This is a genomic window from Gemmatirosa kalamazoonensis, assembly GCF_000522985.1.
Classification (GTDB): Bacteria; Gemmatimonadota; Gemmatimonadetes; order Gemmatimonadales; family Gemmatimonadaceae; genus Gemmatirosa; species Gemmatirosa kalamazoonensis.
Genome location: NZ_CP007128.1, coordinates 3029253 through 3047509 on the forward strand (window position 1 = coordinate 3029253; position 18257 = coordinate 3047509).

15 protein-coding genes, 2 rRNA genes and 1 pseudogene are annotated in these 18257 nt (G+C 69.9%); 10 read left to right on the plus strand and 8 right to left on the minus strand.

Annotated elements, in window-relative coordinates; translation table 11 throughout:
- Positions 1–64 precede the first annotated feature (64 nt).
- From J421_RS13000 to J421_RS13010, 3 genes are all read left to right on the plus strand, one after another.
- Complete coding sequence (locus J421_RS13000; protein ID WP_025411614.1) at positions 65–1660, plus strand: class I adenylate-forming enzyme family protein; 1596 nt, start codon at positions 65–67, stop codon at positions 1658–1660.
- The gene (locus J421_RS13005; RefSeq protein ID WP_025411615.1) at positions 1657–3831 is read left to right on the plus strand and encodes an NYN domain-containing protein; all 2175 of its coding nucleotides are present in this window, start codon (positions 1657–1659) and stop codon (positions 3829–3831) included. The genes J421_RS13000 and J421_RS13005 overlap by 4 nt, the downstream gene beginning before the upstream one ends.
- 86 nt (positions 3832–3917) lie before the next feature.
- Entirely contained in the window at positions 3918–4559 is a 642-nt protein-coding gene (locus tag J421_RS13010) for a DNA-3-methyladenine glycosylase (RefSeq protein WP_025411616.1), read from the plus strand.
- Here J421_RS13010 and J421_RS13015 read toward each other — a convergent pair.
- Positions 4529–5221 (minus strand): hypothetical protein, encoded by a 693-nt coding sequence (locus J421_RS13015; RefSeq protein WP_025411617.1) that lies wholly within the window; start codon positions 5219–5221, stop codon positions 4529–4531. The genes J421_RS13010 and J421_RS13015 overlap by 31 nt on opposite strands.
- Positions 5222–5423: 202 nt before the next feature.
- On the opposite strand from J421_RS13015, the gene J421_RS13020 reads away from it, so the two are divergent.
- Positions 5424–5759 (plus strand): hypothetical protein, encoded by a 336-nt coding sequence (locus J421_RS13020; RefSeq protein ID WP_025411618.1) that lies wholly within the window; start codon positions 5424–5426, stop codon positions 5757–5759.
- A 15-nt stretch (positions 5760–5774) separates the two neighbouring features.
- Here J421_RS13020 and J421_RS13025 read toward each other — a convergent pair whose 3' ends face one another.
- From J421_RS13025 to tdh, 4 genes and pseudogenes are all read right to left on the minus strand, one after another.
- Entirely contained in the window at positions 5775–6974 is a 1200-nt protein-coding gene (locus J421_RS13025) for a glycine C-acetyltransferase (protein ID WP_025411619.1), read from the minus strand.
- A 17-nt stretch (positions 6975–6991) separates the two neighbouring features.
- Positions 6992–7156: pseudogene (locus J421_RS13030) on the minus strand (ankyrin repeat domain-containing protein); the annotation flags it as partial.
- Entirely contained in the window at positions 7129–7293 is a 165-nt protein-coding gene (locus J421_RS32775) for a hypothetical protein (protein WP_158508784.1), read from the minus strand. The gene J421_RS32775 and the pseudogene J421_RS13030, both read right to left, overlap by 28 nt.
- A gap of 4 nt (positions 7294–7297) precedes the next feature.
- Entirely contained in the window at positions 7298–8311 is a 1014-nt protein-coding gene (gene tdh, locus J421_RS13035) for an L-threonine 3-dehydrogenase (RefSeq protein WP_236646247.1), read from the minus strand.
- Between the two features lie 664 nt (positions 8312–8975).
- Here tdh and J421_RS13040 point away from each other — a divergent pair.
- Positions 8976–9317, plus strand: a complete 342-nt coding sequence (locus J421_RS13040; RefSeq protein WP_025411621.1) for a hypothetical protein — start codon at positions 8976–8978, stop codon at positions 9315–9317.
- 103 nt (positions 9318–9420) lie between these two features.
- Here the strand turns inward: J421_RS13040 and J421_RS32780 are convergent, their stop codons facing one another.
- Together J421_RS32780 and J421_RS13045 are read right to left on the minus strand one after the other, a co-directional pair.
- Positions 9421–9582 carry a hypothetical protein gene (locus J421_RS32780; protein ID WP_158508785.1) on the minus strand — a complete coding sequence of 54 codons (162 nt, stop codon included), beginning with the start codon at positions 9580–9582 and terminating at the stop codon, positions 9421–9423.
- Between the two features lie 200 nt (positions 9583–9782).
- Complete coding sequence (locus tag J421_RS13045) at positions 9783–10571, minus strand: SAM-dependent methyltransferase (RefSeq protein ID WP_025411622.1); 789 nt, start codon at positions 10569–10571, stop codon at positions 9783–9785.
- A 76-nt stretch (positions 10572–10647) separates the two neighbouring features.
- Here J421_RS13045 and mutM point away from each other — a divergent pair, with 76 nt between their 5' ends.
- Entirely contained in the window at positions 10648–11457 is an 810-nt protein-coding gene (gene mutM / locus J421_RS13050) for a bifunctional DNA-formamidopyrimidine glycosylase/DNA-(apurinic or apyrimidinic site) lyase (RefSeq protein ID WP_104022590.1), read from the plus strand.
- 13 nt (positions 11458–11470) lie between these two features.
- Here mutM and J421_RS13055 read toward each other — a convergent pair whose 3' ends face one another.
- Positions 11471–12637, minus strand: coding sequence for a class I SAM-dependent rRNA methyltransferase (locus J421_RS13055; RefSeq protein WP_025411624.1), 1167 nt, complete (start codon positions 12635–12637; stop codon positions 11471–11473).
- Positions 12638–13052: 415 nt separating this feature from the next.
- On the opposite strand from J421_RS13055, the gene J421_RS13060 reads away from it, so the two are divergent.
- From J421_RS13060 to J421_RS13075, 4 genes are all read left to right on the plus strand, one after another.
- Positions 13053–16021: ribosomal RNA gene (locus J421_RS13060) — 23S ribosomal RNA — on the plus strand.
- A gap of 140 nt (positions 16022–16161) precedes the next feature.
- Positions 16162–16278 (plus strand): 5S ribosomal RNA (rrf, locus tag J421_RS13065).
- Positions 16279–16447: 169 nt separating this feature from the next.
- On the plus strand, positions 16448–17332 hold the full coding sequence (locus J421_RS13070) for a PEP-CTERM sorting domain-containing protein (protein ID WP_025411625.1): 885 nt from the start codon (positions 16448–16450) through the stop codon (positions 17330–17332).
- Positions 17333–17456: 124 nt separating this feature from the next.
- Positions 17457–18248: an HD-GYP domain-containing protein gene (locus J421_RS13075; protein ID WP_025411626.1), complete on the plus strand. Its 792-nt coding sequence runs from the start codon at positions 17457–17459 to the stop codon at positions 18246–18248.
- Positions 18249–18257: the final 9 nt, after the last annotated feature.

Below are 18257 nucleotides of genomic sequence, written 5' to 3' on the forward strand. Positions count from 1 at the left end.
CTCTACCTGGCGCCCGCCGCGTGACTTAGCTTGCGCGGTTGATGATCCCGCCCGTAGCCCACTGATGGCCGAGAACTGGACGCTGGCCCAGGTGTTCGCGCGCCGTGCCCACGAGCACCCGGAGCGCCTCGCCGCCGTCGCCGCGAACGGGCGCACGCTCACCTACGGTCAGCTCGACGCGCGCGCGTCGGCCATGGCCGCGGCGCTCTCCGAGCTCGGCATCGGTGCCGGTGACCGCATCGCCGTCAACATGCCGAACTGCCTCGAGTGGCTCGTCGCGCTCGGGGCCACCGCGAAGCTCGGCGCCGTCGTCGTGCCGGTGAGTCCGCGGCTCAACTTCCACGAGTTGAAGTACCAGCTTCGGCACGCGGAGGTGTCCTGCGCGTTCACCGTCGAGCGGCTCGGCGGGATCGACTTCCTGCAGATCTTCGAGCAGTTCATCACCGAGCTTCCCGACCTGCAGTATTTGGTCACGGTTGGTGACGAAGATCTCTGGTACGACGACCGCATCTTCCAGTTCGAGGATCTGCTCTCGAAGGGCGAGGGGCGGCCGGCGCCGTCGGGCGCCGACGTCGGCGACGACGCCGACGTGGCGCTCATCTACACCTCGGGCACCACCGGCAAGCCGAAGGGCGTGCGCCTCGGCCACCGCGGCGTCGTCGAGACCGCGGTGCGCACCGGCGAGGCGATCGAGATCGACCCCACGGACCGCGTGTTCGCCGCGGTGCCGATCTTCGCCATCTTCGGCTTCAGCGTCGCCGTCGGCGTGCTCGCCTCCGGCGCGACGCTCGTGCTCCAGCCGGAGTTCGATGCGCGCGATGCGCTCGCGCTCATCGTGCGCGAGCGCGTCACCGTGCTGCACGGCGTGCCCACCACCTTCCACCTGCTCATGCGGGAGCCGAGCTTCGACGGCGCGCGTCTGCGTCAGGCGGGGCTGCGCACCGGCATCGTCGCCGGCAGTCCGGTGAGCGAGGATCTCGTGCGTCGCATTCGCCGGTGGTGCGACGTGCAGGTGGCGTACGGCCTCACCGAGACCGGCCCCACGGTGACCGTCACGTGCTTCGCCGACCCGGCGGACAAGCGCGCGACCACCGTGGGGCGTCCGCTTCCCGGTGTCGAGGTCATGGCGGTGGACGTGCTCACCGGACAGCTGCACGGTCCCGCGGAGGCCGTCGGCGAGATCGCGGTGCGCGGCCCCGGCCTCATGCTCGGCTACGCGCGCATGCCGGGCGAGACTGCCCGCTCGTTCACGCCCGAGGGCTTCTTCCTCACCGGTGATCTCGGCATCATCGACGAGGACGGCTATCTCCGCGTGATCGGGCGGCGAAAGGAGACGATCCTGCGCGGCGGCTTCCAGATCTTTCCCCGCGAGGTGGAGGATCGGCTCCGCGCACACCCTGGCGTCGACGACGTCTGCGTGATCGGCGTTCCCCACGACGTGCTCGGGGAGCTGATCTGCGCGTGCATCGTCCCCGTCGAGGGCGCCGTCATCACGGGCAACGAGATCAAGGCGTTCGCCCGTGACACGATGGCCGATTTCAAGGTCCCAGACATCGTGCGCTTCTTCGACGCTTTCCCGATGACCGGGAGCGGGAAGGTGCGGCGCCGAGAGCTCGAGCGCACCGTCGCGCTCGACCCCACTGTCCTCACAGGTACATGAGCTCACGCTTCCAGCCGCCGCGCGCCTCCGCGCCGGTCGCCCCCGTGCACCGCGGCCCGCAGGCCATGCCGCAGGGCGCCGGTGCGGCGCCGTACTCGTATCTCGCCCACGCGCCTAACGCTGCGCTCCTCATCGACTTCGACAACGTCACGATGGGGATCCAGAAGGACATGCAGAGCGAGCTGCGCAACCTGCTGTCCTCCGACATCATCAAGGGCAAGGTCTCGGTGCAGCGCGCGTACGCCGATTGGCGGCGCTACCCCGGCTACATCGTCCCGCTCACCGAGAACTCGATCGACCTGATCTGGGCGCCCGCGTACGGGTCGGCGAAGAAGAACGCCACCGACATCCGCCTCGCGGTCGACGCGATCGAGCTCGTCTTCACCCGCCCCGAGATCGGCACGTTCATCCTGCTCTCCGGCGACTCCGACTTCTCGAGCCTCGTCATCAAGCTCAAGGAGTACGGCAAGTACGTCATCGGTGTCGGCATCCGCGAGAGCTCGAGCGACCTGCTCGTCCAGAACTGCGACGAGTACTACAGCTACAACGCGCTCGCGGGGCTCGTGCGCGCCGGCGACGAGGAAGTCGTGCGGTGGGACCCGTGGGAGCTCGTCACCGAGGCGATCGGCCGCATGGCGCGCAACGGCGACGTCATGCGCGCCGACCGCCTCAAGCAGGTCATGCAGGACGTCGATCCGTCCTTCGACGAGAAGGATCTCGGCATGTCCAAGTTCTCGCGCTTCGTGCACGAGGCCGCGGGACGTGGGCTCATCACGCTCACGCGGCGCGATGACGGACAGTACGAGATCGGGCCCGCGGAGGCCGCCGCGCCCGAGGCGCGTGCTGCCCAACGCCGCGAGGAGCCGCGCCGCGAGGAGCGTCGCCCGCAGCCGCCGCGCGAGGAGGTGGAGGTCGAGGGTGCCGAGGCGCCGGCGCGCGAGGGGCGTCGCGAGGAGCGTGGCCGCGGTCGTCGCAGTCGGCGTGGTCGCGGTCGCGACGCCGAGCGCGCGCCGCGCGCCGCGACCGACGTCGGCGGCGAGGTCGAGGAGCCGTCGCGCGAGACCCCGCGCACCGCGCCCACGGCGGCTCCGGCCGCGCCCGCGATCGGCGTCAGTGGCGAGCGGCTCACGCGCAACGAGGCGTTCGATCTCGTGCGTCGCGCCGTGGAGTCGCTCGTGCCGTCGACCGACGAGAGCGTCGGTGCGGACGCCGTGCGCACGCGCGCGCACGAGCTGCTCGGGCGCGACAGCGAGAGCCTCACGTCGCGCATGTTCGAGCGCATCCTGCGCGACGCCCACGACGCAGGCTTGCTCGATCTGCGCCGTCGCGGCGACACGTTCGAGCTGTCGCGTGCTGCGGCGACGGAGTCGGTCGCCGACCAGCTCAATCGCGCCGCCGCGGCGTCGCAGCTGCCCGCCGCGACCGCCGCACCGAGTGGCTCGGCCACGCCGCGCGGCATGGGTCCGCGCGGTCTCGCGCGCGGACGACTCGGCGGACGGGGTGCGGCGCCGCCGCCCGATCTGCTGTCCGTCGGTGTCGTGCGCGTCGACACGCCGACCGATACCGCGCACTTCGCGCCGCCGCTCGAGACCGCAGCGCCGCAGCCGCCCGTCGCGCTCGAGGATGGCGGCGCCGCGGCGACGGCGCCCGCCGCGGAGCCATCGTCGGCTGCGCCCGCGGAGGGTGCTGCGGCTGGCTCGCGTCGTCGTGGTGCACGCGGTGGACGTGGTGCACGCAAGAGCGCCGCAAAGACGGCCGCCGCGCCTGCGCCGGCACCAGCACCGGCTCCCGCCGCGCCGCCGGCCACGACGTCGGCGCCGACGAGCGCCGCATCCGGTGGTGCGCGCGGTCGCCGCGGTCGCGGTGCGAAGAAGGCCGCGAATGCCGCGACGGCGCCGAGCGCGCCGAGCGCCGCCGCTGCGGCGCCCACACCAGCGCCCACGCCGGCGCCGAGGACCGCGACGCCCGCGGCGACGAAGCGCGGCACGCCCGCCGCCGGGGCGACGAAGCGTGGTCGTGGACGCGGTGGCGCAGGCGCTGCGCCCAACGCGTCCGCGGCGCCGGCGCCGAGCGCACCGGCCGCGAGCGCGCCTCCCGCGAGCGAGGGCGCCGCGCCCGCGCGTGGTGCACGCGGGGCCCGCAAGCGTCCCGCCGCGAGTCGCGGCGCGTGAGCCGACGGAGCGGGGCGGGGCAGCGTACCGCATCGCCCCGCGCACGACGAGCGACGGTCCCGCCGGCAGCTGCCGGCGGGACCGTCGTGTCGTTAGGCACGCCGCTCCCCGTGTCGTTCTACGACCGCGACCCGCGCGTCGTCGCGCGCGAGTTGCTGGGCACCGTGCTCGTGTGCGACTCGTCGGAGGGCCTCACCGCCGGCGTCGTCGTCGAGACCGAAGCGTACCTGGGCGAAGACGATCCTGCGTGTCACGCGGTGGTCGGCCGCACGTCGCGCACGTGGCACCTGTTCGGCCCGCCCGGCACCGCATACGTCTACCGCATCTACGGCATGCACTGGTGCGTGAACGCGGTGACGCTGCCGGAAGGCATCGGCTGCGCGGTGCTGCTGCGTGCCCTGGCGCCGACGCTCGGCATCGACCTCATGCGCCGCCGCCGTCCGCGCGCGCGCCGCGACCGCGACCTGACTAACGGTCCGGGCAAGCTGTGCGCGGCGCTCGGCATCGATGGACGCCTCGACGGCGCGCCGCTCGACACGGGCGCGCTCACTCTGCGCGCCGGCACGCCGCTCCCCGACGCGCGCGTGGAGGTCACGCCGCGCATCGGCATCACGCGCGCGGCGGACCTCCCCTATCGCTTCCTCGTGCGCGACGACCCGTTCGTGTCGCCGACGCCCGCGCGCTTCCCGCGTGCGCCTTACCGCTCGAAGGCCGACGCGAGGTTGTAGCGCAGTCCGGCCTCGATTTGCGACGAGCCGCCGCGGTTCAGCAGCGAGCGCTCGCGAGCCGACGAGAGGTTCCCCTGCACGAACACCGCGGCCGCGCCGAACTGCGCCTGCGCGCCCGCCACGATGAACGGCGTCACGAAGCTCTGCCCCGCGTCGAGCGCGTCGCGCACGTACACCACCTGCTGCTGCGTGGTGAAGTCGCCGATCGGCGTCGCGCTGCGGATCACCTGCACCGCGAGCCCGAGCCCCGCGTACGGCCGCACGCGGCCGTATTGCACCGGCGCCGCGAGCGCCGCCGCGGAGTACCGGCGCGCGTCGTGGAGCGACACTCGGCGCACGCCGTCGGTCGCGTACGGATCCGCGACCACCGACGTGCGATCGAAGAACGACTGCTCGGCGGACACGAGCAGCGCGCCCTGACGATGCGTGACGAGCCACTCCGCGCCCGTCACCGGTGCCGTCACGCGCCCGTCGACGAGCGTGCCGAAGCGAGTGACGCCGCCCTTCGCGCCCCAGTACCACGAGTCCTCGAACACGTGGCGCGGGTTCGGAAGGCCGACGGCGGCACCCTGCGCGAATGCGGGGCGCGAGAGCGAGGCGAGAGCGACGCCGAGCGCTCCGAGATGGAGCGCGGCGCGGGCCGGATGACGCGGACGCAGCATGGTGCGGGTCTCTGGGGACTGATCGCGTGCCGCGCGTCGGCGCGGCGCATCGTCATGGGGACGAGGTGCCGGCCGCTCCGGTCACGCCGCGCTGGTGTGGCATCGACGCGACAGGAGCTCCGCGCCCGCTGGCGCATCCATGGTTTGTGACGGAAGTTGCGTCGGTAAGCACTCCGCCCAGTTCCGCGACCGGAGGACCTCCATGCAGACGGCGCCGCCGTACGCGCCCGCTTATCCCGAGCCGTTCCGTACCGCCGTGCTCGGGACGGTCTTCGGCAAACGCACAGAGGTCGTGCACCGCCTGCAGCGCGGCGACCGCCTCATCCTCGTGCCCGATCCACCCGTCGCGCAGATCCCCGCCGTGTGGGTGCACGCAGCGGGAGGCGACGTGGTCGGTCACCTCCCGCTGCAGATCGCCGCCTGGCTCGCGCCCTGGATGTTCGCCGGTGGTCGATGCGGCGCGTGGGTGGAGAAGGTCGGATCCGACGACGTCGAGAGCTGGCGCCGTCTCGTCGTGCGCGTCGAGTGTCGAACGTGACGCGCACGACGTGACCTAGATCACGCCGAGCGCGCGTCCGACCTTTCTGAAGGCCGCGAGCGCGAAGTCCATGTCCTCGCGCGTGTGGGCCGCGCTGAGCTGACAGCGCACGCGCGCCTGTCCGTGCGGCACCACGGGAAAGCCGAATCCCGTCACGAACACGCCCTCGTCGAGGAGGCGGTTGCTCATCTCGATCGCCTTCGCCGTCTCGCCCACGATGATCGGCACGATCGGCGTCTCGCCGGCGAGCGGTGAGAACCCCGCCTCGGTGATCGCCTCGCGGAAGTAGCGCGCGTTCTCGCGCAGCTGCCGCACGCGCTCCGGATGCTGTTCCGCGAATCGGATCGCCTGCAGCGAGCTCGCCGCCACCGTCGGCGGCAGCGCGTTCGAGAAGAGCTGCGGACGCGAGCGCTGCGTCATCATGTCGACGAGCGCGGACGAGGCCGCGATGAAGCCGCCCGCCGCGCCGCCGAGCGCTTTGCCGAGCGTCGACGTGATGATGTCGACCTCGCCGAGCATGCCGAAGTGCTCGGCCGTGCCGCGTCCCGTCTCCCCGAGCACGCCCGTCGCGTGCGAGTCGTCCATTGCCACGATCGCGCCCTCGTCCCGCGCGATCTGCGCGATCTCCGGCAGCTTGGCGATCGAGCCCTCCATCGAGAACACGCCGTCGGTCCAGATGATCTTTCGCCGCGCCCCGCGGTTCGCCGCCAGCTTCGCGCGCAGGTCGTCCAGGTCGCCGTGCTTGTAGACCGCCGTCGTGCACTTCTTGATCGCCTTCGCGAGCCGGACCGAGTCGATGATCGACGCGTGATTCAGCTCGTCCGAGACGACGAAGTCTCCCGACTCCACGATCGTGGACGTGAGCGCCTCGTTCGCGTTCCACGCCGACACGTACGACAGCGAGGCCTCCGTTCCCACGAAGCGGGCGATCGCTTCCTCGAGGTCGCGGTGGACCGTGAACGTACCGCAGATGAACCGCACGCTCGCCGTTCCTGCGCCGAACTGCCGCAGCGCGTCGATCCCCGCCTCCACCACGCTCGGCTCGTTCGACAGGCCGAGGTAGTTGTTCGACGACAGGATCACGACCTCGCCGCGTCCTTCCATCTGCACCCGCGCCGCCTGCGGCGACTCGAGGTGGTTGAGCTGCTTGTACACGCGATCGGCCTTGAGCTGATCCAGCTCGGCCTGCAGCGCGCCGGTGAACTCCGTGTTGATCGACATGCGCTCCGTCCTCAGCGCGCGCCCGCGGCGCGCAGTCGGTCGACCACCTCGCGATGCCCCGCCGCGTCGGCGAGCGCCAGCGGCGTGCGCCCTTCGGCGTCGCGTACGTTCGGGTCGGCGTTGTTGTGCAGCAGCGTCTCCACCGTCGTCACGTGGCCGTTCGCCGCCGCGAGATGGAGCGCGGTCCGCCCGGCCGCATCGCGCGCGCGCGCGTCAGCCGGTTGTCCATCGACAGCACCGCCGCCACCTCGTCCATGTCCCCCGCCGCGGCCGCGGTGAGGATGTCCTCGTGGTCCTCGTAGTCGCTCGTCATGGCCTCACGTGATCTCGAAGATGACCTTGCCCGCCTCGCCGCTCCTGATGACGTGCATCGCGTCCTCGAACCCCTCGAGCGGAAACCGGTGCGTGATCACCGGCGTCGGATCGAACTCGCCCGAGCGGAGGAAGCGGGTCATCTGGTGCCACGTGTCGTACATTCGCCGCCCCACCACGCCGTAGATCGTGATCCCCTTGAAGATCACCTCCGACGCGAGGTCCAGCTCGATCGGCTTCGACGGAATCCCGAGCATCTGCACGCGGCCGCCGACGCGCACGAGATCCAGCGCCTGGTGGATCGCCGACGGGACGCCGCTCATCTCGAGCACGACGTCGACGCCGTAGCCCGCCGTCGATCGACGCACCGCCTCCGCGACCTGACCGGGGTGGAGGATCTCGTGGGCGCCCATCTGCTGCGCGAGCTCGAGCCGCCGGTCGTTCACGTCGGAGGCGATGACGTGCGACGCTCCCGCTGCGCGGCAGATGCCCACGGCGAAGATGCCGATCGGACCGCACCCCGTGACGAGCACCGTCGCCCCCGGGATCTCCGCCGTCAGCGCGGTGTGGAACGCGTTCCCCATCGGGTCGTGGATGCCGCCGACGTCGTACGAGATCGACGCGTCCAGGTGCCAGATGTTGGACGCCGGCATCGCGATCAGCTCCGCGAAGCAGCCGTCCCGGTCGACGCCGATGATCTTCGTGTGCGGGCAGACGTGCGAGTTCCCCGTCCGGCAGAGCAGGCACATCCCGTCGACGATGTGGCCCTCCGCCGTCACGCGGTCGCCGACCTTCACCGTCTCCACGAGCGCGCCGACCTCCACGACGTCGCCGGCGAACTCGTGCCCCACGACGAACGGCGGCTTGCACCGCGCGCTCGCCCACGCGTCCCACTGGTGGATGTGCACGTCGGTGCCGCACACGCCGGCGCGTCGCACGCGGATGAGAACCTCGTCGTCCCGGACGCGCGGCTCGGGGACCTCGCGCAGCGAGAACCCTGGCGCTGCCCGGTCTTTCACCAATGCCTTCACGGCGGCTGCTCCGCGATCTGTACGTGATGGTGGCGCCGCGGCGCGAGCCGCCCGGCGCGCCCGAAAGCTGACACGGTACCCCGCGCCGTTCCAGCGGTCGGCGTGACGTCGCCGCGTCGACGCGTCTCGCCCGCGCGCGCGCCGTCCGCGGCGCGCGCGCATCGTATCGCACCCGCGACGCCATCGCCGTGTCGCGCGACGGCGTGCGGCGAGTGCTCGCGCGACGTCGTGAGGCTGCGCGAGCGGTCGCGCGAGGGTTGCGCAAACCGTGCGCACTGGTATTGCGTCTAAGTGCGCCAATATCTAACTTCGCGTATCGCTACGAAGTCATGCACGATAGTTGCATTATGATCGTAGAGGCGCGGGGCGGTGGTCGAGTTACTTCTCGCGCGTTCGACCGTCCGATAGCGAGCGGCGCGAGGATGACGGAGGACGACGCGCCGCGAGCAGCGCTGAACGACACGCAGGACCGCAGTGCAGTGAGCAGGTCGAGCGACTCGGGCGGTGCGCCGCCGGAGTCGCGAGGTGGGACTCCCTGCCGACGCGATCAGCGAGACGCAGGGGAGGGAGCGCCGCCGATGTTGGGCGGCGTGTCACGGCCGACGGTCCACCGGGGGACCGCGGATCGTTCACTCGCACAAGGAGCGACACGATGGCTGCTTCCAAGACGTCGTCGAAGGGCGGCGCGAAGAAGGGCGCGCGCAAGGGCGGCGCGAAGAAGGGCGGCGCGAAGAAGGGCGGCGCCAAGCGCGGCTCGGCCAAGAAGGGTGGCGCGCGCAAGGGCAGCGCGAAGAAGGGCGGCGCCAAGCGCGGCGGCGCGAAGAAGTCGACGGCGAAGCGCGCCTCGGCGAAGAAGGGCGGCGCGCGGAAGGGCGCATCGAAGGGCGGCGCGAAGCGCGGCTCTGCGAAGAAGGGCGGCGCGCGCAAGGGCGGCCGCAAGAGCGCCGGCTCGTCGGGCGCCGCGGCCGGTGGCGCCACCGGTGGCGCGGCGTGATCGTCGCGCGTCGCGACTAACGGTAGGTCCGATAACGACTGAAGCCCCGCCTCAGGCGGGGCTTCATCGTTTTCGGGATCCTGCTTCTATGCGGCGTGCACGCTCACGCGGCGCGCGGCTCCGTGGCGTCGTTGGTCGCGATCGGCTCCGGCCCCGGCGCCCACTCGAACGCCGCGAACCGCGGCGGCGCGTCGTACGACTTCCCGGCCGAGATGACGATGCCCATCGCTTCCTGCACGTCGCTCTTCTGACGTATCTGCTTCATGTCCGATTCTCCGGTATGAGTACGTCCGGTGGCTCCGGACCACGCGCCCATAAGGCAGCGACGGTGCCACGTCGGACGCTTTCGTTAAGTCGTTGGACGGCAAGATCTTGGAAATGTTAACGGCCGCCTCGCGGGCGGCCGGGTGTCGCGATCCGCGACATTCCGAGGACACGAGGTGTCGCGGAACGCGACACCCGCGGTCACTGCGCGAGCGCCGACTTCCGCGCGAGAAACGTCGTGCCGAGCGCGCTCGCCGCGCCGCCGCCGTCGCGCTCCACGCTCACCGCCCAGCCGTCGTAGCGCGCGCGCAGCTCCTCCACCGACAGCGCCGCCGAACCCGCGACGAGCGTCGACACCAGATGCACACCGCCGTCGAGCGTCGCGCTCTGGAGCAGCTCGATCGCCGCCGCGCGCTCGCTCGGCGTGAGATGCTCGAACGCGGTCGGCGTGCACACCACCACGCGCAGCGCGACGTCGGGCGCCCACTGCGCGAGATCGCCCACGCAGCCGCGCACACGCTCGCTCAGCCCCGCGACTTCCGCCGCGTGCATCACGCGCTCCACCGCGTCCGGCTCGTGCGCGAGCGCGGTCACCGCGCATCCGTGCGCCGCCGAGTACATCGCCGCGCCCTCGCCGTCGACACCCGCCACGAGCACGTGGCTTCCGTCCGACTGCGCGAGCTCGCGCGCGAGCGCGCTCGTCGGCGCGAGGCCCCAGTGCTCCGGTCGGCGATACTCGGCGAGGATCTTCAGCCGGCGCTGCCGCCATACGCGGTAGCTCGGAAGCCGGAGCCGACGCGAGATGATGCGATCGACTTCCTCCCACAGCACCATCTCCGTCAGCGTCGTCTGCGCCTGCTCACGCAGCCGCGCGACCGCCTCGTCGCCGATCGACAGCAGTGCCGTGCGCGAGATCGTATCCTTGTACAGCTCGATCTCGCGCTCGACGAACAGCTCGTATTCGTGCTTGAGGGAACGCGGCGCGGACATGAAGCTCGGGCGAGCGGAGGGGAGGGCGACGTCCTAACCTAGACGCGCACCGGGACCGCGCAAGCGGCGGTGCCACGTGTCGCGCATCACGCACTTCCTCATGCCCGAGCTGCCGGAAGTTGAAGCCGCGGCGCGCCTCCTGCGCGAGGTGGCCGTTGGCCGCACCATTCGCGCCGTGCACCGTTCGCACGCCGCGACGCGTCGCGCGCTCCCCGACGACGCCGTCACGCGCCTCGTTGGGCGCCGCGTGACCTCGGTCGAGCGGCGCGGCAAGCATCAGCTGCTCACGCTCGACGACGGCGCGGTGGTGCACGCGCACTTCCGCATGAACGGCGACTGGCACGTCGGGTCGGCGAGCGACGAGCCGCCGCGCCATGCGCGCGCCGCGCTCGACTTCGACGACGGCTTGCGTCTCACGCTCGTCGATTCGCGCGCGCTCGCCACTCTGTCGCTGCATTCCCCCGGTGCGTCGCCGCTGCCGACGCTCGGCCCTGAGCCCACCGACGCCGGCTTCGACGCTGCGTCGCTCGGCGCCGCGCTTCGCGGCCGCCGCGGTCCGATCAAGCCCGTGCTGCTCGATCAGCGCGTGGTCGCGGGCCTCGGGAACATCTACGCTGCGGAAGCGCTCTGGCGCGCGCGTGTCAGTCCGCGTGCGCCGGCGAACGGCATCGGACCGGCGCGACTCGCGCGTCTCGCCGCCGCCATGCGCGACGTGCTGACCGAGGCGATCGAGAAGCCCGGCCGCTATCGCACCGGCGAGGCCGCGGTGACGATGCACGTCTACGATCGCGAGGGAGAGCCGTGCACGCGGTGCGGCACCATGATTCGCCGCATCGTGCAGGCCGGTCGCTCGACGTACTTCTGTCCGCGCTGTCAGGCGCGCTGAGTGCCCGCGTGTTTCAGTCCGCGACCTCGAGCAGCGCGCCTTTGATGTAGCCCGTCTCGGGGATCGACAACACCTCGGGATGGTCGATCGGCTGACCGCGCAGCTCGCGCAGGATCACGCGCCGGCCGCTGTCCGCCGCCGCGTCCTCGAGCATCTCGAGGAACAGCGGCTTCGTGAGGTGATAGCTGCAGCTCGCCGTGAACAGCAGGCCGCCCGGCGCGAGCAGACGCATCGCGCGCAGGTTGATCTCCTTGTATCCGCGCAGCGCGGTGGGAAGCGCGGCACGCGTCTTCGCGAACGCCGGCGGGTCGAGCACGATCGTGTCGTAACGCGCGCCGGCGCGCTCCTCGTCGCGAAGAAAGTCGAACGCGTTCGCCTCCCGCGTGTCGATGTTCGTGAAGCCGTTGCGTTGGGCGTTCTCCCGTGCGCGCCGCAGCGCGGCCTCCGACATGTCGAGCGCGGTGACGTGCTCCGCGCGCCGGGCGAGATGCAGCGCGAACGAGCCGTGGTAGCTGAAGCAGTCGAGCGCGCGCCCGCGCGCGACGGCGCCGACGAGCGCGCGGTTCTCGCGCTGATCGAGGAACGCGCCGGTCTTCTGTCCCGTCCACGGCGCGGCGAGATACCGCACGCCATGCTCCTCGACCTCGATCTCCTCCGGCACCGAGCCGGCGAGGAGCACCGTCTCGCGCGGCAGCTCCTCCTTGAGGCGCAGCGCCGCGTCGTTGCGCGCCAGGATGCCCTCGGCGCCCGTGTGCTCCAGCAGCGCGTCGATGATCGCGCCGCGAAACGCCTCGAGGCCGGCGCTCATGAGCTGCACGACGAGCCACCGGTCGTAGCGGTCGCACACGAGCGACGGGAGCCCGTCGCCCTCGCCGTGCACCAGGCGATGGGCCGAGGCGTGCTCGCGGAGCCCGGCGCGGCGGTCGAGCGCGCGCGCGAGGCGTTCCAGCCACCAGGCGGCGTCGAGTGGCTGGTCGGGGCGGCGATCGACGAGCCGGAGCGAGATTTCTGAGGCCGGGCTCCAGAGTGCGGTCCCGAGCGGGCGGCCTCGGCCGTCTCGAACGGTGACGGCGCCTGCTGGGCTCGTCGGTGGCTCGGCGACGTCGCTGCGGTAGATCCAGGGATGCCCGGAGGCCAATCGTTGGGCTCCCCGGTTCGAGACGACGGCGACGGTGCGCATGTGCCGCAAGCTAGGCGGGCGGCGCGGCGGGTGTGCCCGTTGACAATCGCCGTGTAAACAGGTAAGATTCGGACCCTTCGCGATGCGCTTGTGGCTTGCGCCGGTGGCGCGGACGCGACGGGGCGGAGCGGCAGTCGGTTGACTCTGACCGCCTAACTGCGTAAAATGGTAAGCTCTCCGCGACGCTCTCGAGCGAGCTCGAAACGGCGCGGCGCTGATTGAAAATTGATGGATCGAGGAGCGGTCGACCGCTGCAAGGCGGTGGGCCGCGTGGGAAGCGAATTCTCATCGGGCGAGGCGGCAACGACGTGAGTCGTCGCCGACGTCGAACGACGAGAAGGAGATTGCACAGATCTCACATATGTGGAATCGCTGTGAAGCGATTCCTGCGCGTGCTGTGCTTGACGGTTCATGTGGTCAAGCGACAGAAGGCCAGTGGGGGATGCCTGGGCACACGGAGGCGAGGAAGGGCGTGGTAAGCTGCGATAAGCCGTGGGGAGGGGCACACACCCGATGAGCCACGGATACCCGAATGGGGAAACCCGGCGGGGAGCGATCCCCGTCACTGCACGCAAGTGCAGGGCGAACCCGGGGAACTGAAACATCTCAGTACCCGGAGGAAGAGAAATCAACCGAGATGCCCTCAGTAGCGGCGAGCGAACGGGGCCGAGCCCAAACCATCCGGCTTGCCGGGTGGGGTTGTAGGACCCACGGACGGTCAGCGTGAAGTCAGGTGAAGTCCCCTGGAACGGGGCGCCAGAGACGGTGAGAGCCCGGTAACTGACGACGATGGACGCTGGCTAGTGGTGTTCCTGAGTAGCGCCCGGAACGAGGAACCGGGCGCGAAGCTGGGGGGACCACCCTCCAAGGCTAAAGACTCCCGTGTGACCGATAGTGGACGAGTACCGTGAGGGACAGGTGAAAAGCACCCCAGTGCGGGGAGTGAAAGAGAGCCTGAAACCACTGGCCTACAAGCGGTAGGAGGACGGCTGGGCGCAAGCTCAGCGCGTCTGACTGCGTGCCTTTTGCATTATGATCCGGCGAGTTACGCCTCAGGCGCGAGGTTAAGGTCTTGTGGACCGGAGCCGCAGCGAAAGCGAGTCCTGTAACGAGGGCGCGTGGAGTGCCTGGGGGTAGACCCGAAGCCAGGGCGATCTACCCATGAGCAGGGTGAAGCTGGGGTAACACCCAGTGGAGGCCCGCACCGGTATGGGTTGAAAACCGTTCGGATGACTTGTGGGTAGGGGTGAAAGGCCAATCAAGCCTGGAGATAGCTGGTTCTCCCCGAAATCTATTGAGGTAGAGCCTCGCGGCGGGTGCTTGGCACCGTATGTCGGCAGGGGGTAGAGCGACTGGATGGGCGCGGGGGGGCGTGGCCCCTACCAACCCCAACCAAACTCCGAATACCTGACCGATGGACCGCGGGAGGCAGTCGCCGAGCGATAATGTCCGGCGGCGAGAGGGAAAGAACCCAGAGCCACAGCTAAGGCCCCGAAGTGGCCGCTGAGTATAGCGAAGGATGTGTCCGTGCCGTGACAACCGGGAGGTTGGCTTAGAAGCAGCCACTCCTTTAAAGAGTGCGTAATAGCTCACCGGTCCAGCGTGGATGCGCCGAGAATGGTCGGGATTAAGCGGCCCGCCGAAGCTTGGCCTTCACACTTTGTGTGAGGGGTAGGGGAGCGTTCCCGTAGCGGTGAAGCCTCGGTGGAAACCTTGAGGTGGAGCGGCGGGAAGTGAGGATGCCGGAATGAGTACGCGCAAATCGGGGTGAGAACCCCCGACACCGTAAGCCCAAGGGTTCCTGCGCCATGGCAATCAGCGCAGGGTGAGGCGGGTCCTAAGGCGAGGCCCCAGAGGCGTAGCCGATGGTCAACGGGTGAACACTCCCGTCCCGTCCCAGTACGTTGAACCCAGCGAGGACACCGGAACGAAGCGACCGCGGTTTTGTGGATGACCGTCTAACCCCGTAGGCTTCGGCCGAGAGGTGATGGCGAGAGCGCCCTTCGGGGTGCTCAAGGGTCGTAGAGTCGACGGGCGAGAAAAGTCGCTGGCGGAGTGCTGGGATGTCCGTACCGCAAACCGACACAGGTGGGCGAGGCGAGTAGCCTCAGGTGCACGAGTGAGACGTGGTCAAGGAACTCGGCATAATGATCCCGTAACTTCGGAAGAAGGGATGCACAGTGCCGTGACCCGGTTGACCCGGGAAGCGGAATTGTGCCGCAGTGAATCGGCCCAAGCGACTGTTTAGCAAAAACACAGGTGCATGCCAAGCCGCACAAGGCGCCGTATATGCACTGACGCCTGCCCGGTGCCGGAAGGTTAAGGGGAGAGGTCAGGGGGGTAACCCCCGAAGCTTTGAGCCGAAGCCCCGGTAAACGGCGGCCGTAACTATAACGGTCCTAAGGTAGCGAAATTCCTTGTCGGGTAAGTTCCGACCTGCACGAATGGCGTAACGACTTGGGCACTGTCTCGACCACGCGCTCGGCGAAATTGCAGTCTCGGTGAGGATTCCGAGTTCCCGCGACAGGACAAAAAGACCCCATGCACCTTTACTGCAGCTTGTCATTGCTCGCTGCATTCAGCTGTGTAGCATAGGTGGGACCCGTTGAGGCCCGGGCGCCAGCTCGGGCGGAGGGGCCAGTGAAATACCACCCTGCTGAATGCGGCGTGCTCACCACGTCGGGCAAACCCCGGCTGGGACCGTGGCAGGTGGGCAGTTTGACTGGGGCGGTCGCCTCCGAAAGCGTAACGGAGGCGCGCGCATGGTTGGCTCAGCGCGGTCGGTACTCGCGCTCACAGAGTGTAACGGCAGAAGCCAGCCTGACGGCGAGAGCGACGGCTCGAGCCGGGACGAAAGTCGGTCGTAGTGATCCGGTAGTGCCGCGTGGGCGGGCTATCGCGCAACGGATAAAAGGTACGCTGGGGATAACAGGCTTATCGCGCCCGAGAGTTCACATCGACGGCGCGGTTTGGCACCTCGATGTCGGCTTATCACATCCTGGGGCTGGAGAAGGTCCCAAGGGTCCGGCTGTTCGCCGGTTAAAGTGGTACATGAGCTGGGTTCAGAACGTCGTGAGACAGTTCGGTCTGTATCCGTCGTGGGCGTTGGAGCATTGAGGGGCGCGGACTCTAGTACGAGAGGACCGAGTCGGACGATCCGCTCGTGTCCCGGCTGTCCTGCCAAGGGCACCGCCGGGTAGCGATGATCGGCACGGATAACCGCTGAAAGCATCTAAGTGGGAAGCCGTCCCCGAGATGAATGCTCCCTGTCCCCTTGAGGGACCTGAAGGGCCGTGAGAGACCATCACGTCGATAGGCCGCCCGTGGACACTCGGCGACGAGTTCCGAGCGCAGCGGTCCTAATCGCCCGTGCGGCTTGATCACTCCCTGATACCAACTGCATAGCACGCGAAATGTTCGCACGGCCGCGCGCACCAGCGCGCCGCCATTCCCACACTCCTCGATCCATCATCTCTCATTCCCGGTCGGCGGTGCCTCGCGCGCCGCGGATCGGAGACAAGATCGCTGGCGACTAGAGCGCAGGGGCCACACCCGTTCCCATCCCGAACACGGCCGTTAAGCCCTGCAGCGCCGATGGTACTCCGCCCGAGAGGGCGCGGGAGAGTAGGCCGTCGCCGGCACCCCTGACGCCCCGGATTGCACTCGCAGTCCGGGGCGTTCTTTTTTTGCCCCATGCGTAGGGAACTCAGCCATTGCGCATCGGCGAGCGCTCTGTACTGTAGCGGATCACGCGTTGGGTGGTCGGCGCCGGCCACGCTCCGCGCATCGACTCACGTACTGACCCTCACCATGGCACTCCTCCCGCGGCGCGCTCGCGTCGTCCTGCCCCTGCTCGCCATCGCCATCGGCGCGTCCTCGGCGATCGCTCAGCCCCGCCTGCTCGTCAACGTCAACGACGCCGGCCGCTACGTCTACGGCGGCCTGCACTACGGGGGCCAGCAGTGGGCCACCATGACGTCCACGCTGAACCGCGTCTTCACCGGCGGCGTCACGACCACCAACACCCTGCTCGACCTGTCGCAGATGCTGACCTACGATGCGCTGTGGGTCGATCAGCGATTCCAGACGACGGCGTCCGCCGCCGAGATCGACAACCTGAAAGCCTACGCCGCGACGGGTCGCCGCGTCGTCGTCATGGGTGAGAATGCCGCCTGGGGTGGGTGGAACCAGCAAATCCTCGGCGCGTTCGGCGGCATCGAGGGACCGCTCGGTGGCTACGGCATCCTCGACTACGGCTCGCCGAGCGGCGGCCTGACGGGCGCCGGCTGCCTGTACGGCAGGAACGTCAGCGTCCAGCCGAACGCACTCACGCAGGGCGTGTCGGCCATCTCGCTCGCCTGTGGCGGGTACGCGATCGGCGGCGTCCAGCTCTTCGCGTACAACGTCGCGACGCTGTGGGGCTCCACGCAGAACGTGCTCACGGTCCTCGACGCCAACATCTTCGACGACCTGTTCGCGGGCTACGACGCCCCTGTCTTCCGCGATCGCGTCGCCACCTGGCTCTCGGCGAGCCGGCCCACGCTGACGACGGCGAGTCTGCGCGTCGCCACGCTCAACGCCGCCGTCGCGCCGGTCGGCGCGCAGGTCGTCAGCCCGGAGCCGACGACGCTCCTGCTCCTCGCCGGCGGCATCGTTGTACTCTCGGTCGCGACACGTCGCACGCGTCGCAGCTGATCGTCGGCGGCGCTCGACAGCGCGCGGGCGGTCCTCCCTTGCGGGGGGCCGCCCGCTTCGTGCGTGCAACAACGGTAGCGCCCGCGTCGACGCGTGAAGTACGCGTCTTGCTCTTCGCGAGCCCGTGTATCGACTCGTTCTCGCCACCGCCGGGGCGCTTGCCGGCGCGACCGTTGCCCACGCGCACCACCGCCGTCGCCGCGCCGAACGTCTCGCCGCGGCGACGCTCGAGACACTGCTGAACGCCGTCGACGCGAACGACGCCGTCACCGGTGCTCACGTTCGGCGCGTCGCGGCGTACTCGCTCATCGTGGCCTGCGCGTTAGGCCTCGACAAGCACCGCCAGCGTGAGATCGAGCGCGTGGCGCTCTTTCACGACATCGGAAAGCTGCACGCCGCGCTCTTTGACATCATCCACGACGCCAGCGGGCTGACGAAGGAAGAGCGCCGCGCGGTCGCGACGCATCCGCAGCGTGGCGCCGAGGTGCTGGAGCCGCTCGCGACGTTCTATCCCGCGCTCGCCGAGGGCGTGCTCGCGCATCACGAGCGGTGGGACGGCAGCGGCTACCCGCGCGGGCTGAAGGGCGAGGCGATCCCGCTCACGAGCCGGATCGTCGCGCTGGCCGATACGTTCGACGCCATCACGGCGCCGCGTCGGTACCACCGCGGCGAGAACGTCGCGAAGGCGCTCGACGTCATTCGCAACGGCAGCGGCACCCAGTTCGATCCGGTGCTCGCGGACGTGTTCCTGCGCCAGTCGGTCGTGGACGAGATCACGGAGGCGATGCGCCACGCGCACGCCAAGGCGCGTAGACGCCCGCGCCCCAACCGCCGTCGCTCCGCGGAGCGCGGCGCACCGGACGTCAGCTTCCGGTGGCGCGACCAGATCGTGCGGCCGCGCGCCGAGCATCCCTGACGCGCGACG

Coding starts and splice junctions, on each gene's coding strand:
- J421_RS13040 (WP_025411621.1), top strand. CDS start 8,976: ATGGCTGCTTCCAAGACGTCGTCGAAGGGCGGCGCGAAGAAGGGCGCG.
- J421_RS13005 (WP_025411615.1), top strand. CDS start 1,657: ATGAGCTCACGCTTCCAGCCGCCGCGCGCCTCCGCGCCGGTCGCCCCC.
- J421_RS13070 (WP_025411625.1), top strand. CDS start 16,448: ATGGCACTCCTCCCGCGGCGCGCTCGCGTCGTCCTGCCCCTGCTCGCC.
- J421_RS32780 (WP_158508785.1), bottom strand. CDS start 9,582: ATGAAGCAGATACGTCAGAAGAGCGACGTGCAGGAAGCGATGGGCATC.
- J421_RS32775 (WP_158508784.1), bottom strand. CDS start 7,293: ATGACGAGCGACTACGAGGACCACGAGGACATCCTCACCGCGGCCGCG.
- J421_RS13015 (WP_025411617.1), bottom strand. CDS start 5,221: ATGCTGCGTCCGCGTCATCCGGCCCGCGCCGCGCTCCATCTCGGAGCG.
- J421_RS13020 (WP_025411618.1), top strand. CDS start 5,424: ATGCAGACGGCGCCGCCGTACGCGCCCGCTTATCCCGAGCCGTTCCGT.
- J421_RS13045 (WP_025411622.1), bottom strand. CDS start 10,571: ATGTCCGCGCCGCGTTCCCTCAAGCACGAATACGAGCTGTTCGTCGAG.
- J421_RS13000 (WP_025411614.1), top strand. CDS start 65: ATGGCCGAGAACTGGACGCTGGCCCAGGTGTTCGCGCGCCGTGCCCAC.
- J421_RS13055 (WP_025411624.1), bottom strand. CDS start 12,637: ATGCGCACCGTCGCCGTCGTCTCGAACCGGGGAGCCCAACGATTGGCC.